Origin of the sequence: Sphingobacterium sp. UBA2480, from assembly GCF_002341965.1 — a bacterium.
In the GTDB taxonomy this organism is placed as follows: Bacteria; Bacteroidota; Bacteroidia; order Sphingobacteriales; family Sphingobacteriaceae; genus Sphingobacterium; species Sphingobacterium multivorum.
In genome coordinates this window covers 1160144-1176280 of sequence record NZ_DDPA01000007.1, presented here as the reverse complement: position 1 = coordinate 1176280, position 16137 = coordinate 1160144, and the positions used below count along the sequence as shown (strand labels likewise).

Genomic DNA, 16137 nt, shown 5'->3' with positions numbered 1-16137 from the left:
TACCCCTATCCCATGGCTTGGAGACCAAAAATAAAAAAGACCGTCGATACCGCTATCGCTTTTATGAACTGGCTTGCCCAGATGGCACTGATGATCCTGCCGAAATTCCTGTACATGATATTGGGACGCGGATCAGCCAAAACAACCGAGATCGTTGTTGAACGACTGATAGCCATTGCTGAGGATATGCCCGGAGCACCTATTGTATGGGTATCTGACACGTATTCCAATTTACAGAAAAATGTGCTGCCTTCGGTATTGGAGGGACTCGAACGCAAAGGCTACAGAGAAGGGATCCATTATGTCATTGGAAAACAGCCACCTGAATTTTCAGAAGCGGAGAAAGAAGATCTGCCACCAGAATTAAGAGAGCACTTTTGGAAACCATATAACAGGCTGGTCACTTACAAGCATACTATGATCTGGTATACGGGATTAAACGTTACGTTTGGATCATTGGATCGTCCCGCCAGTTTGGCGGGTAGATCATACGTGCACGTGATTGGTGATGAGGTAAAATATTTCCCTGAGCATAAGATCGCCAACCTGATGAAAGCCTTGAGGGGGTATATCATAAAGTATGGTAAATCACCTTTCTACCTCGGTCACACATTTACAACGGATATGCCCAATACAGCGAATATTGGAGAGTATGACTGGATCTTGAAGCAGGTTAATAAGATGCGCAAGTGGGGAATATTACGGGTATTGAAAGCTGCTTTTGTACTGAATGAAGCTATTCAAGAAAGGATCTATTATCAGCAGCGGAATGATCTGGAAGAAACAGCCAAAAAGCTGCGTACAGAGGAGCGATGGAAAGAACGTTGGCGTATGGCCCGTATGCATAAGGATGGCAGCACCTTATTCTTTATCGCATCTTCCCTGGTCAATGTGGATATCCTTACCCCAAATTGGTTTGCCGATGCCGTAGCCAGTGATCTGGGTGATGTCGATACAGCCATTCTATCGCTTAAGCCTTCCCTCGAATCTGGTGATAGGTTTTATGCGAATATCGCAGACATTCATTTTTATAAGGACGGTCTAGATCCGAAATGGCACGATAGGTTTGGAATAGCTGATGTTGCCGACTGCCGGGAACTGACATACTTAAACCGTAAAAGAGCTATTGAGGGCGGTTTGGACTTTGGAAACATGATGTCTTTGACCATTGGCCAGCCGAAGCCAAATAACGAATATCGTGTATTGAAATTTATGCATGTGCTATCACCAAAGCATATTGTCCATTTGGCTGCTGAATTCCGGGAGTACTTCGACACACACGAAGAAAAGGTTCTAAACCTCTATTATGACCGTGCCGGCAATAACCAAAAAGAAGCTGGAGTCGATCAGGCCACAGCATTTAAGAATGCGATTGAATGGGTTACCAATGAAAAGACCAAGACAAGAACCCGGACAAAATGGAAAGTAAATCTGCTTTCGAGGAATCAAGGTATCATCCCGCAACAGGAAGAGTATATCTTTATGCAGACCATCTTTGGAGGATACAATAAAAAGCTGCCAAAGATATTTATCGACATGTACCAGTGCAAACCATTGAAAGCATCTCTTGAGCTGGCACGCACCAAAATAAAGCCGACGAAAACTGGTGGTAAGATGATCACGAAAAATAAAACATCGGAATCACTTCCAATACATCGTCTTCCCATGGAGTCGACCAATCCATCAGATAGTTTTAAATACCTGATCATGCGCCGGGAATGGCGTGCCCTAGTCAAATCCAAAGCAACCAATATCGAAGATACTTCATCGGTATAGATCGACCTGAACTGTCCTTTATCACCTTATCTAGAAAGAGCACCTTTGAATCAAATCAAAGGTGCTTTTATATGACTATTTACGAGGCGATAGCGGAAATGCGGAGACTGTCCAAATTGAACAGATCGTTTTCTTTTAGCTTTTACAGCTACTCGATTACCCGTAACAGTACATCAGGAATCGTAACAGTTCACAATGCCAGACTCAGAAAGCGCGGGCGTGTAGAGGATAACCAATACGCGGAGCTTCAGGAAGAGTATATCAACCTTGACACGATGGAGCCACGCCACTTTTGGCACTGCTGCCTACAATCTTTAAACGGACAATCACTCACATTTACCACTTCAGAAGATGGACAATAAACCTCAAATAAAACCAATATCAAAAGATGCTGTTGCTATCCATTTAGCCGATGGCGACGTATACACCATATCATCCAACTACAAAACTGACGACAACTTTTCCACAAGGCTAGCCTCATTTACAAATAGCTGGGAGTCCGATCCTGCTATCGTGATGGGTAAAGAAATAGTGCCGTATGGTCACAATAACGATCTTCCTACGATCATCAAACGCGTCATGGATAAGTCCAACATTGGTCCGGGTATCTTGAAGCGGAAAATAGGATTGCAGTATGGTGACGGGCCTAAACTATACACCGAAGAGATCAACGACGACAATCAAGAGGTCCGAATTTCGGTTCGGGATCCCGAGATTGAAGCCTGGCTGGAGTCATGGGATTTTGACCGCTATCATGATATGATCCTGACCGAATTTATGTACGGTGAGGGCTTTTTTTCTCGCTGGTACCGTAACCGTACAAATAAGCTTTCAGATGATCAGCTGGACGATATCGAAGCGATGGGGATCAAGACAAAAAACAAGATCCTTAAACTGGAATGTGTGCCCGCATCCTGGGCTCGCTTAGGCTGGCCAAAGCATCCGGAGAAAAGGCTGGAGAACGTGGATACGATTTACGTGGGGGATTTTGAAAACAACTGCATGCGATCAGGTATTGCGACTTACCCAGTACTGGATAAAAAGAAGCCTTTCAAAAATCGTGTTTCAATGACCTACCATAACTTATACAGTTATGCACGGACATTTTATTCCATCCCATCCTATTACGGTACCATTCCCTGGCTGGAGACGGCAAGCGATATTCCTGATGTAATCAATTACCTGACCGATAACGGGATCACGGCAGCTTATCATATCCATAGTCCGCAGGCATATTGGGATGACAAGCGCCAAAAATTTCAGGATAGATATCCAGAGGAAACCGATGCCCAGATAGATAAACGCGTTGAAGATCTGAAAACAGAACTATTCCAGCGGATCGCTAATACATTGGCAGGAAAAGCCAATACAGGCAAGTTTATCCAGACAGTCGATTTCTATGATACTGACAATAATCTTTGCAAATGGTCTGTTGAGCCGATTCCACAATCGATCAAAGATTTTATAGAAGCACAGGTCAAAATATCAGAAAAAGCTGATTCTGCGGCAACCTCAGGAATGGGATTGCACCCTACCCTTGCGAATCTGGTCACCACAAATGGTCTGAGTGGCGGCAGCCAACAGCTTTACGCCATGAAATTCCATGTATTAACCGATGTGAATAAACCCGAAAAGGTTATTTTTCAGGCATTAAATGATGCTATTGCGATCAACTGGCCTGATAAAAAGCACATCAAAATGGGGTTTGCTCGCAAAATCATCATGAAGGAAGATGAGGTATCGCCCAAAAACCGCGTAACAAATAACGTATAATATAGATAATGCATTATGTTGATCACTACTACAGAAGAATTAAAAGAATTGACCGGATCTTGGTACGCATCGAATGAATTTGATCCGATCATGCAGGATATCGAAGATGAAACCGACGATCTGGCATTGATCATAGGTGATGATATCATCGACAAGGCAAAGGAAATCCAGGATAAGACCGATCCAAGCGAGGAAGAAAATAAACTGTTGCACCTGGTCAAACGTCCTATTGCTATTATGGCTGTTTTGCGTTTTTATCAGACAAACCTAGTTTCGCATGATCAGTCCACCCGAAAGATCAAAATAGACAAGGAAAATGAATCGGTTCCCTGGGAATGGATGCTCGATAAGGACGATGAAGCCCACCTCAACAAGGCGCAGCGGGCTGTAGACAGATTGATCTCATTTTTGGATAAATCGGATTTTACCGAGTGGAATGATAGTGACGCGAAAAAAGAAGCGAAATCATTATTTGTCAACTCAACTAAGGTTTTTGGTGAATACTATCCAATCGATAATTCGGCTCGGTTCTATTACATGGCCATTCCACTGCTTCGTGAAGTACAGACATTGCATTTAAAAGAGGTACTGGGCGCTGATTATAAAATTTTGCTGGATGCGTTTCAGGAAAATGAAGCGCTATCGGACTATCAGGCAACGTTGCTCGATTATGCACGACGTGCACAGGCTCTGGCAACAGTCGCCCTAGCTGTACGCCGGCTTAATGCGAAGGTATTGCCGGAAGGTATTGTCAAAACACTCAAATCATCGTCTCAGACGGTCAATGCATCACGTGCTGCCATTACAAAGGAGATCGATTATTTTAGCAAGCGTATGGAAGCCGACGCCTTTACCATGATCGATAAGATCAAGCGTTATCGCTTTCGCAATAGTCCGGAATACCTGAATTACCAGATGCTGCCGAATCACGATCCTAAAGATAAATTTCTAAGTACCTAGCCGTATGAATACAATCGAGATCCCCGACAAAAACATAGTGATCGAAATTCCTTCGAGATGGGATGAGTGTTCGCCTGAGCAGGTTTACTTTCTCTTGAAAAAGGCATTTAAGGTGATATCGGGTAAGCTTTCCATTGGCATGTTCCGGATAATCGCTTTTCAGCATTTCACGGGTTTAAAATTTGGAATATCCTATCGGATCAGACAGCGATTGGGACTCAATCAAAAAGTAAATTCGGAGATTGCAAGGCTTTCGAAAACATATTGTGACTGGATTTTTGAGGAAGATGACGACCAATATCATTTGACATTTGATTCGATAATAAATTATTTCCCTGAGATAAAACGCTGTTATGGCCCGGCAGATCTCCTGGCTGATCTGACCTTCGGTGAATTTCAGCAGGCCCTGGTATTGATGAATGAATATACCGAAATCCAGGAAAGCGGATCCCCTACTGATCAGCCGCTGTACGAATTCATAAAGCTGCTCTATCGGCCAAAAATTAAAGGGCAGCGTGTAGCACTGACAGGATATCGGGGGGATCCAACTTTTAAATACGTTCCTGATTGGAAGCTAAAAGTTACTCTGATGTGGTTTACCAACTGTATACAGGCCATAAAAGAAGAAGATCTGCACATAAGCGGTGTTGAGGTAAATTTTAGTCCGCTATTCCCGGCTGAAGAAAAAACCAGATCGAAACGAAAAGGGCTCAACCTCGGGTGGAATGGAATTTTACTGGATGTGGCCGAGTCCGGTGTTTTCGGCAAAGCAGCTGAAGTAAATGAAACACCGCTCTACGAAATATTGTTCTACCTGCTAAAAAAACAGGATGATCATAAACAACAGATGGATGCAATAAACAAAAAGAAATGATAAACGTAAACCAATTTAAGCAGCTCTGCGTGGATATCGTTCCCGCTATAGGAATAAACAGCTATGTGATGGCCAGTACGTACGAACAGGGCACAAAAAAGCTAAAAGATAAGGTAGGATTGATATTGGTAGGCGTATATCCCGCTTATCATTTTGATGGAAATGTGGATGCAAGTAGAACAATAAATGAAATGTTGTTATACATTGTCACTAGACAGATCGAAGGTGGTAGCGATGGTCAGGAGATCAAGCAATATGCTGATACGCTCGAAGCGATGATCAAGCTAAAAGATTACCTCTTTGGTAAAAAAGAAAACAGCTACTGTCAAAGATTTCCGCATATCGATGCTGAATCATTACAGATTGATCCTGAATACAATATATTTGGAGGTTATATTGGTTATTCAATCAAATTTACTTGTTAACTTTACAGTATGGGAATCCTTAAAAAATTAAAGAAAAAGCCTGTAGGTGTTAAAATAGGTAGCGCCGCAAATCTGTTTTTGTTGATCGATAAAATGAAAAATAATAGGATATTGAAAACCACAGACACCGGTGTTTTTTATACATTTCCGGAAGTTATCCAGACGGGCCATAATCCAGAGGCTTTACTACGTAATTTTTATATCTATGGACGTAGTACCGGTTTGCTGAAAGAAGGAGATATCTTAACCATTCGAGATATTGAAGATCCGCATACAGCATTGGCTACAGTGCTGGCAGATGAAGTATCAATACTCTAAATAAAAAAGCATTCATCTGAATGCTTTTTTGCTATATTAGACATTCAAAAAATTAGCCATATGATTAATTTATTACAAGCTGCTTATAAGATTATAGAAATACCGGAACATTCATGTTATGAAATTTTTAAAGATATATTCGTGCCTATTATAGGATCAGGTCTAGGTGTTTTTGGAGCCTATTGGGTAATGTCGTCCCAAATCAAACAGACAAAACAAATAGAATCTGAAAAAGAAAACAAAAAACTTCTGACTACTAAAGAAATATTGAAACTCAATATTCCAGATATGATAGACAAGATGCATTTTGTATACAAAACTTTAATGGAACAAAAAGGTAACTTTAATAGTTTTGAAATAGAACATGTAGTTGCAAATGTTTTTAATTTAGCCAATTTTCATATAATAGCAAATTTAGGATATCAAAAAATACTTGATCTTGTAATTTCCGAAAATATTGATAGAGATATATTTAATAATTTTTGGATTTCCATAGACAGATTTTTGATGGTTGTAAAAGACTTTGAAACAACTTATACCTATATAGATAGTAAAGTGACAGAATCGAAAAAAATTGTTAACTCAATTTTAGATACTTTAAATCCTCAAATATCGATTCTAATTAATAAGGTTGGAGGCGTGCCTTATTTAGATATAAATAAAGACCCCAAATTAATACTGGGGGCTGAACTGTATAAAATTAAAAGTAATCTATACATTAATGACGGTAAAACAAATGGGATTAAGATTTACACTTTTTTTAAAGAAATAAGAGAACTTTCAAAAGATACCAGATTTTATAAAATTATTCCACCTAAAATTATATCGGATGCTATTTCCGGCTTACTAGAATTTGACCATCGAGAAGCTTTTATGAAAGGGTGCGTTATTAGTTATGAAAATATGACTGCGCGAATACCCGATGATATTGAGCACATTAAGAGATTCGAACAATTATTAAAATAAATCCAATATTTTGACTATAATTTCCTTTACAAGATGTAGTTTGTCGGTAAAACCCCCGAAAAATCAAGCCATTAGTAAATAGTTTATTTGCAATAATCTAATATTTAGCTAATTACAACAATAAGACGAAACACCTTTTTTCGCTCACTCACGTTCGACAGCAGCCCGCCCTGAGGGTGGAATGCACTTGCACTCGAAGGAAAAAAGGGTGATATATGACGATACCCCTTATAAAACGGCCTTTAAATATCTTTAAAGGCCGTTTTCGATCCTATTTAACACCTTGTCGATTGTTAAAATCAATGAAAGCATCACCTACAGGCCATACTACCGACTCTTTGGCCTTACCCCCTGTCCTTTCCCCTGCCTGTTTGGGTATCTACCTTCGGATATCAACACGAACAGCATGTCACTTGAATCTACATTTATCCGAAACGTACTGAAGGAAGAGGGCCAGCGTTTGAAGCGTAACGCAGGCAAGGCGATATCCAGAGAGGTTAAGTTTCATACCAAACGCTTATTGGATGACCGAACTATCGAAGTACTGGACACACCTGCCAGCGGTGGTACGCTTGTCTACACAGTGCCGGCCTATAACCGGCTCCTAGACATCAAACAGGAACGCAAGAAGAAGTCGGGCATTGGCACCTCACTTCGATCGCTTCGTATTTATAATCGCTTTGTTTACGGTGCATACTACTCTATTGCCTTTAGGGTAGCTAATGACTTTACCGATGAGGTTAAAGCACAGATCAGGCAGATCGGAGGTGCCAATGGCTAAGAAGCTATCAACAGAAGATCTTGTATTGAACATTATCGTAAACGGTAATAAGGCGCAAAGTGAGATCGGTAAGCTGGCTAGATCCTTACGTGACACCAAAGCAGACCTTAAGGGTGCAACCGAGGAAATGAAGCAGCTGGAAAAGCAGGGAAAGACTAATAGTTCCAGGTACCAGACCTTGCGTGCTGAGGTAGAGAAATACAATGCTGCTATCGCTGAATCAAAGCGTAAACTGAATGAACTTAATCAATCACTTAAGTTAGAGGATCAGAACGAGAAGCAGCTGGAGCAGACACTTAAACGTTTGATATCCCTTCGTAAACAATCGAACCCTAAGTCAGAAGACTACCAGTCCTACCTGTCCCAGATAGAATTGGTACGCAATAGGCTCAATGAATTAAGACAGGGAGCAGAAGGCGCTGGGCAGGGCATTATGAATGCCGGCGATAAACTGACCAGATATATCGGTGCTCTTGTAGCTGGTGGTGCTTCCCTAGTGTCGGTATGGACAGGTATTAAAGCTGTTTCGGAAGAATACCTCAAGTTTGATGATATCCTTGCCGATGTAATGAAAACAACCAACTTGACCAGAGGTGGTGTTGAGCAATTGAATGGTGAGCTTGAAAAGATACAGACCCGAACCAGTCAGGATGACTTGCTTGGCATAAGCCGCATCGCAGGTAAATTGGGTTATACCGATATTAGTGAGATCACCGAGTTCGTCGAAGCCAATAATAAGATCATTGTTGCGCTTAATGAGGATCTAGGCGGTAACGTTGAAGAGACGATCAACAAGATCGGTAAGCTGGTTGACATCTTTAAGCTGAAAGATCTCTACACAACTGAAGATGCCTTCTTGAAAGTTGGTTCTGCTATCAATGCCCTTGGTATGGCGAGTACCGCCAATGAGGGTTATATGGTCGAATTCTCCCGAAGGATGGCCGGCGTTGCTCCTTTGGCTGGTGTCACCATTGAGCAGATCCTCGGGCTCGGTGCCACGCTCGATCAGCTCGGACAGACCGAAGAGGTTTCTTCGACTGCTCTTTCGAAACTCTTTATCAAGATGGCAAGCGATGCCGAGACGTATAGCAAATACGCCGGTATGAGTATTACGGATTTCAAAAAGCTGCTTGAAGAAGATTTCATGGGCGCTTTCGTTAAAGTCATGAAAGGTGTTAAAACCAATTCAAATGGTATAAACGAGCTTGCCTCTACTTTGGGTGATCTGGGCGAAGACTCCGGACGTGTGGTAGGTGTATTGGGGACATTGGCCAACAATGCTGGTATTTTGGAGAAACAGATCGAATTATCCAATAAAGCATTTTCTGATGGTACTTCGATAACCGACGAATACAATATCAAAAATCAGACAGCAGCTGCACGTTTGGAAATGGCTCAAAAGGAAGCGTTAAAATATCGCCGGGAATTAGGTGAAAAGCTTTGGCCAATATTAATTGAAGGCAATAACATTCAAACGACTTTCCTTCGTATCCTATCTTCTACTGTTGGATTTTTGATCGAAAACTATAAAGCGATCGGAATCCTTACCGTTGCCATTGCTGGATGGACGATTGCCGCGAACTGGAATGCTATTGCCCAATATGCCCAGGCCAAAGCTACTGCCGTCGCCACAGCTGCCACACGGTTATGGAACGCAGCCCTTTTAGCTAATCCTATAGGTTTGGTTGTTGCTGGAATAGCGACTTTAACAGCAGCTCTATACCTCAAGGGGCAACGTGTCAGTGCAGCTACTCAGTTTCAGGAAAAATACAATGATGCGCTTAAACAGGGTGAAAATGCTGTAGAAGCAGAACGGGGAGCACTTGAACGGAATTTGGCTGTTGCTACCGATAAGAACCGATCGGACAAAGAACGTATAGTTGCCGTCAACCAACTACGAAAATTAATGCCAGATCATCTAAAAGCCTATGACGATGAAGCAATCAAAGCTGGCAAAGCAACCAAGGCTGTTAAAGATTACGTACAGGAGTTGATTAAACGAGCTACTCTAACCGCTATGCAGTCGAAGCTAGAGTCCCTTGCTGCTGAAAAAAGGGATCTACTCGATGCAAAACAACGAGGTTTTAATAAGGCATCTTTTAAGGAAAGATGGGAAGCCTTAAACGGTGACACGTTTTTCTCTGGTGATTGGGAAAAAGCTTATAAGGATGACGTAGACAAGCGTATCAAGGCTGTCGAAGTACAGGAACTCCGATTCGGTCAGGAGACTTTAAAAATACAGACAGATCTTGAAAAAAACCTTTCGGTGATCCCAGGATCAGAGGATGATGGATCGAAAGTAACCAAAGGTGATAAAGAAGCCGAGAAGGCCGCTAAAAAAGCAGCGAGAGAAGCTGCAAAAGCCGCGAAAGCAGCAGAAATGGAAAGGAAAGCGCAAGAACGACAAGATAATAAAATTGATAAAGAACAAGATTATTGGGATTCGTTAGATGAGGTACAGAACGATGGAATTGATAAGCAGCTTGTCGATCTAAAGAAAAAATACAATGAATATCTGCGTACCACGAAAGATAACCTGGAAGGCCGTCAAAAGGTAGCTGAAACTTATGCTGCTCTTCGATTGAAGCGTGAACATGAGATTGACCAGGAATCGGCAAAGGCAGAACTCGATCGCCAAAAGCAAGCTGCTGAACAGAAGGCTCAGCAAACAGCTGCTGATCTTGATAAAGAGTATCTATTGAAAATTCAAGATATTGATAAAACTACCAGTTCTGAAGAAGAAAAAAATGCAAAGATTAAGCTTTTAGAGGAAGAAAATCGACTTGCTAAGGAAAATGCACAGCAACAGGATCTGACGACAAGATACATGATGCTGGAGGCCGCTATCGCTGTTGGGGATCTCGAAATTGAGGAAGCTATACGTGTTGCCGAGCAAAAGGCCAAAATACAAGAGCAACTCGTAAATCTATCCATTTTGCAGGCACAGCGGGAAATGGATAAGAAACTTCAAATTGAAAAGCAATTAAGGGATGCGACATGGAGTATTAAGATTGAAACTGCAAAAGCCTATGAAGCAGGATTTCAACTCATAAACGGCTTCTTCGAAGAAAGTTCTGCCGCTGCAAAAATTTTCTTGGTACTTGAAAAGGCTGCTGCTGCTGCGACAGTAATAATCAATTTACAGAAAGAGCTATCAGCTATTAGTATGCACGCGGCGACATTAGGCCCTGTAGCTGGCCCCATTTATGCAGCTAAAAATGGATTGGTCGCGAAAATTAGGGCTGGAATATCGCTTGCTACTATCGCGGGAACAACTATAAAAGGGATTACAGCGAAATCAAGCAAGTCCTCAGCCAGCAGTAGTTCTTCCAGCTCGACATCATCGAGCAACAATCAAAGGGTGTCAGGCCGTGAAGATGGTGGCTATTTCGATGTGACTCGGGAACAAGACAAAAAAGAGTTCCGGGCAAAGAGTAGTCCGAAGCAACGGGGTTACATAGGCAAACCTACAGTGCTCGTCGGTGAATCTGGTCGGGAATGGGTAGCCAACGATAAATTGGTCACCAATCCGACAACAGGGCCGTTAATCGCATGGCTCGATAGTGTGCAGCGCAATGGAGCTATTAATCCGGCGATGCTATCAAACGTTATCCGATCGACAATGATGCCTGGTCGTGCATCAGGTGGATCTTTCTCCAGTAGCGAAAATAATTCGTCTATGCCGTTCTACGATCCACGCATGATCGAGGTGCTCGATACGCTTTCAACTCGGGTCAATGAGCTTGGCGATAAGATGCAGAATATCCGTGCAGATGTTTCCCTGCTTGGTAAAAATGGTTTTATCGAACAGATGCGACAACTGGAGTCCGATCAGAATGCGGGTACATTATAAGATTAATGCAATCACGAATAGTTACGTTAAATACGGGTTACGTATAATACACGCTTTTTTCACTTTCCGTATTTACACGCTTGACTATATGCTAATAATATTAGTAAAATTGTCGAATGATATTCGAAGGATTTGAAGTTGATGGAGTCCCACAGTTTGTAGATATTAGTCCATTGATGGGTGGATATTTTCATGTATATATCAATAAAATGTTCGTAACCAGCATATCGATGACGACTGAGGGGTGGCGCGTACATTTCAACAATAATTCATGGCTGAGCAAAGATGAAGCCGATATATTGATAGAATTGATCGAGTCAGGGGAAATACCTACTTTATAAGAAAGCCTAGATTAACACCTGGGCTTTTCTTTTTCCATGCAATAGCGTTATATCACTGTAATGTCCTTTAGTGGAGCATAGCACGGAATTACCTTCGTGCTATGCTTGAAATCAAGGTTAACAACATAATTATTGATCTTCCGGAAGATATTTCGGTCGCCATCACCATCGAAAATCCGATGTTTACAACGGATAAATTGCCTTTACCTTTTTCTCTTTCCTTTGACCTCCCCCCGACCCCCAAGAACTTAAAGGTATTCAAACATATCAATCGATTAGGTGCACATAAAGGCGACAGCCTATTCCAGCCTTATTCGTGCCAGATCTATTTTCAGTCGATATTAATCCAGGACGGGGTAATGAATGCCACTAATTCCGAAAAATCGATTAAAGTCCAGTTTACAGGTGTTGATTTCAATGAGAACCTCAAAAAAGCACTCTTCGTCAAAGAGCTTGGTACGGCGAATTTCCCTGGCGATTCAACCGCTGGGTACAACAATACCAGCTCATACTATTATAGTTATAGACAATGGGCAACAGCTCATGCCTACAACACATCAAACGATTATATCTTCGCCCCGATAGCTGTAAAAACCAATGAGGATGAATTTGGATACTACTCTGAAAAAGTCAGGGGTTTTGCGGATCCCCGCGATGGTGTAATGTATTATTCCAATGTGATCAATCAGCCCTACTGGATGATCCGGGATATCTACCTCAATTGTTTCAATGCGACAAACCAAAGCTTTTATTATCCGGGCGGACTGGTAGGATACCACTCCCTGATGTACCCGCAATTCAGGATCGGATATATTATTAATCAACTGATCGGATCCGCATTGACAATATCGCCTTTTGATTCCGGAATATTGCGCGATGTACTATTGCCAACTTTCTATCTGCCAAACGTCGGTAACTGGTCGATGTATGGCCCGTGGATATCGTCGGATTATGGTGATGTTCCTGCCTACCTCAAATTACAGGATGTTATGCCCGATATCGATGCAAATAAGTTTCTACAGATGATCTTCAATGTGTTTTGCATGACGCTGCTTGCGGAGAAAGGAAAGTTTCAGATCGTGTATAACAAAGATATCCTTACCCGTGCAGTCAAGCATAACTGGTCTTACAAGCTCATGAATCAGATCGATATTTCTTCAGATGCAGGCAAATACTATGATTACGGGTATAATGACAGGAAATCATTTACTGACAATGTATCCTATAAAACGGTAGCTACTTTGGAGGCCATGCATGATGATCACTTCGAGCTTATCACCCATGAAGATGTATACGAACAGCTATTCTACATCACCAGTACCGAGCAGTACATCATGAAAAAAGGATTTTGGAGAAAGGTACTTACCGATAACATCGAATCATGGGAATTGATTGCCGCTTATGAGTTCAAGGGTTTTGAGCCGATAAAAAAGCCGGACATTGGAGATCGGGATAAGTACAACGCCCGCACAGATATCAACCAGCTTTATTTGATACCTGCAATATATTTTCCAGACATGGAATTGCATCCAGATGACAAGAAATATTGGTTCGTGCCCAAATGGGATCCTGATCAGGGAGATGGCAATACGATCCTGTCGCGCAATGTCCGTTCCTCTGCTCTATCGCTTTTACTTTATGCTGGCACGAAGCAGGTTGATGGAAAGAACTATCCATTTTTGTCGCCATACGAGAACGATAACCTTAGTCTCAATTGGGAAGGAACCAAAGGTCTTTTAAATCAATTCCATAAAGAATTCAAAGCATGGAATGAAAAATCGAAAGTTCGGCTTAATGGAACATTCCTGTTATCGGCTTTGGAATTAAATAGACTATCCATTATCGATAAGGTGCACTTTCAGGGGCGCAATTTCTACATCGAAAAATTGCAGTACACTATACGCCGTGACCGCATTGATCCTGTCGTCGCTGACCTGATCGAGGTCTGATTCGTTGTCCTTTACTATTAAGCCATATAAAAGCACTTTTGAACATGATTAAGATATTCCAAACCATTTTAGCCGGACTGCGAAAAGATGTAAAGCTGACGCTTATGGCTCTTACATTGGCCGTCCTGATATCTTGGGGAATATCGGGCGAAGTACGTATCAAAAATAGCAGGGATAATTGCGATGAAGACCGAAAGAATGACATTAAGGAAAATGAAGAATTACGGGCTGAAATACGGGCTGTAAATAAAAAATTCCAAGATGCATTTTTCGAACGGGAACAAATGCAGCGCAAGGCATCAGAGAATGATTCGGCCATCAGAGAAACAGCACAAAGAGACATTAATAAAGTATTACCATGAAAAAGACAACAATCATCCTTATAGTAGCTTTGGTCGCGTGCCTTGTTGCTATATTTATTTTATTCAGGAACTGGATCGGTTCCGAAAATGAATACAAATCACTAAACAAAGCTTACCAAGAAGCTTTATCATCCGGCACAGCTGCTCCACTGCATATACGTGATACGATCTATGATACCGTTGCTGGCACAGTGAGCTATATATATAATCCTATTCAGACCGAGAAGCCGGTAACGAATTATGTGTCGAAAGGATTGGCCGATACTTTGGCTCGCGCCCTGGGTGTGGCCACTGAAAAGATTGACCGGCTCCAGTCGGAATTGGTCAGTGTTAAGGGCAAAGGCAAAGGAGAACGCTATACCGATACAATAACAAAAACCAAATGGTTGGCCATGAAAGATCCCGTCTTCGACGTAAAGGTCAATCTTGAAAATGATTCGATCTATCCTGGTGCAACGATTGCACTTGATCGAGCCTATGCCCCCTATAAAAAGAACATCTTTAGCCGCTATGAATATCGCAGTGTTATTCGTGCCAGAGATCCACGTGTCACGATTTCGAATCTATACGATGTCAACAAAGTTCCAAAATCACCGCGCTGGGGTATCAGCTTTATTGGCGGTCCAGTCGTAACACCGAAAGGCTTATCGTATGGCGTTGGCGTAGGATTAACTTATGACCTAATTTCATTTTAATATGCTCGTCATAAAGTCAAAACCCGATGCATTAAACTATTCGATCAGCCTACCTCCGATCGTTGTGTCTTCAACTCAGCCCGAAGTCACTGTCAAGCTATTGGATGGCACTACGCAAGTTATTGAGGAGACTTACAATCCTTTTGATGCTGTGACACCATTGGTTTTGAAATTCGCTTTGCTTATCGATGAATTGTTGACCATCGAGAAACCATCGGCTGATCTGGTGACGGTTCATGACCAGGGATACAGATCGTACAAAGTACAAATCACCGATGCAGACGGTATGCAGGAAATAAGCTTTAAAGTGATCAAAGGCTTTTGGGTACGTCAACCTGTGGATATCGAATTTAAGACTGCTAACTTTTGGCTGAACATTGCGAGCCTTCCGCAGTCTGTAAAAACACATCAGCCGGTATACCTTACAGCCCTCCCCGCTTCGGCCATTACGGTCAAAGTTGACTGTGTGTATGAAGATGGAACGACAGCAAGTTATACGCACGGATCCCTAGTTGCTTCGAAGCTTCAGACGATCGATGTGGCTGCATACCTGATGCAACAAAAATCTACCAAAAAGCTTGTTCAGTATACAGTTTACGGGCTTAAGGGAACGGTTTTACAATTAGCAAAACAGGTTTTTATTGTTGAGCATTACAATCACCTGATCCATGAGTTTTTCGTCTGGAGGAACCGTCTTGGCGGCTTTGATTCTCTGGTCATGTCCGGAGAAGAAAAATCGACTTTTAAAAATGAAACATCGGTCGCACTGATGGACGAATACAACATCGAATATGCAGGCATCAAAACACGCACAGTAAAAAAGAACTCCGGATATATCCAGAGCCGTCAGCATCGCATGATGCTGATCGATTTCGCTTTTTCAAAACAGAGATACCACTATTTAGACGGTGCTATACGAGCGATCACGGTAAAGGATCCCGCCGTCGATATTACCAAGAACTCTGTCAACGAGGTTGATTTTGAATTCACTTATTCGGATACGCTGCTAGCATATCCATACCTTGATCAAGCACCTAACTATTTACAACTATAATTTTACGATA

The 16137-nt window shown here is 42.0% G+C and carries 15 protein-coding genes; all 15 read left to right on the top strand.

Annotated features, from left to right (window positions below; genetic code table 11):
- Positions 1 to 12 precede the first annotated feature (12 nt).
- Positions 13 to 1776, top strand: a complete 1764-nt coding sequence (locus B3600_RS18135; RefSeq protein WP_286753877.1) for a hypothetical protein — start codon at positions 13 to 15, stop codon at positions 1774 to 1776.
- 71 nt (positions 1777 to 1847) lie between these two features.
- Positions 1848 to 2138 (top strand): hypothetical protein, encoded by a 291-nt coding sequence (locus B3600_RS18130; protein WP_286753876.1) that lies wholly within the window; start codon positions 1848 to 1850, stop codon positions 2136 to 2138.
- A complete protein-coding gene (locus B3600_RS18125; protein WP_286753875.1) occupies positions 2128 to 3549 on the top strand; it encodes a hypothetical protein in 1422 nt (473 codons plus the stop codon). Before B3600_RS18130 ends, B3600_RS18125 begins: the two co-directional genes overlap by 11 nt.
- A gap of 15 nt (positions 3550 to 3564) precedes the next feature.
- Positions 3565 to 4509, top strand: a complete 945-nt coding sequence (locus tag B3600_RS18120; RefSeq protein WP_286753874.1) for a DUF6712 family protein — start codon at positions 3565 to 3567, stop codon at positions 4507 to 4509.
- Between the two features lie 4 nt (positions 4510 to 4513).
- Positions 4514 to 5383 carry a hypothetical protein gene (locus B3600_RS18115; RefSeq protein ID WP_286753873.1) on the top strand — a complete coding sequence of 290 codons (870 nt, stop codon included), beginning with the start codon at positions 4514 to 4516 and terminating at the stop codon, positions 5381 to 5383.
- Entirely contained in the window at positions 5380 to 5808 is a 429-nt protein-coding gene (locus B3600_RS18110; RefSeq protein ID WP_286753872.1) for a hypothetical protein, read from the top strand. Before B3600_RS18115 ends, B3600_RS18110 begins: the two co-directional genes overlap by 4 nt.
- Before the next feature lie 9 nt (positions 5809 to 5817).
- On the top strand, positions 5818 to 6126 hold the full coding sequence (locus B3600_RS18105) for a hypothetical protein (protein ID WP_286753871.1): 309 nt from the start codon (positions 5818 to 5820) through the stop codon (positions 6124 to 6126).
- 60 nt (positions 6127 to 6186) lie between these two features.
- Positions 6187 to 7092: a hypothetical protein gene (locus B3600_RS18100; RefSeq protein WP_286753870.1), complete on the top strand. Its 906-nt coding sequence runs from the start codon at positions 6187 to 6189 to the stop codon at positions 7090 to 7092.
- Positions 7093 to 7375: 283 nt separating this feature from the next.
- Positions 7376 to 7873, top strand: coding sequence for a hypothetical protein (locus B3600_RS18095; protein WP_286753869.1), 498 nt, complete (start codon positions 7376 to 7378; stop codon positions 7871 to 7873).
- Positions 7866 to 11726: a phage tail tape measure protein gene (locus B3600_RS18090; RefSeq protein ID WP_286753868.1), complete on the top strand. Its 3861-nt coding sequence runs from the start codon at positions 7866 to 7868 to the stop codon at positions 11724 to 11726. Before B3600_RS18095 ends, B3600_RS18090 begins: the two co-directional genes overlap by 8 nt.
- A gap of 116 nt (positions 11727 to 11842) precedes the next feature.
- Positions 11843 to 12067 carry a hypothetical protein gene (locus tag B3600_RS18085; RefSeq protein ID WP_286753867.1) on the top strand — a complete coding sequence of 75 codons (225 nt, stop codon included), beginning with the start codon at positions 11843 to 11845 and terminating at the stop codon, positions 12065 to 12067.
- A 101-nt stretch (positions 12068 to 12168) separates the two neighbouring features.
- Positions 12169 to 14016, top strand: a complete 1848-nt coding sequence (locus B3600_RS18080; protein ID WP_286753866.1) for a hypothetical protein — start codon at positions 12169 to 12171, stop codon at positions 14014 to 14016.
- A 44-nt stretch (positions 14017 to 14060) separates the two neighbouring features.
- A complete protein-coding gene (locus B3600_RS18075; RefSeq protein WP_286753865.1) occupies positions 14061 to 14378 on the top strand; it encodes a hypothetical protein in 318 nt (105 codons plus the stop codon).
- On the top strand, positions 14375 to 15073 hold the full coding sequence (locus tag B3600_RS18070; RefSeq protein WP_286753864.1) for a hypothetical protein: 699 nt from the start codon (positions 14375 to 14377) through the stop codon (positions 15071 to 15073). The genes B3600_RS18075 and B3600_RS18070 overlap by 4 nt, the downstream gene beginning before the upstream one ends.
- Position 15074: 1 nt before the next feature.
- Positions 15075 to 16127: a hypothetical protein gene (locus B3600_RS18065; RefSeq protein ID WP_286753863.1), complete on the top strand. Its 1053-nt coding sequence runs from the start codon at positions 15075 to 15077 to the stop codon at positions 16125 to 16127.
- Positions 16128 to 16137 lie beyond the last annotated feature (10 nt).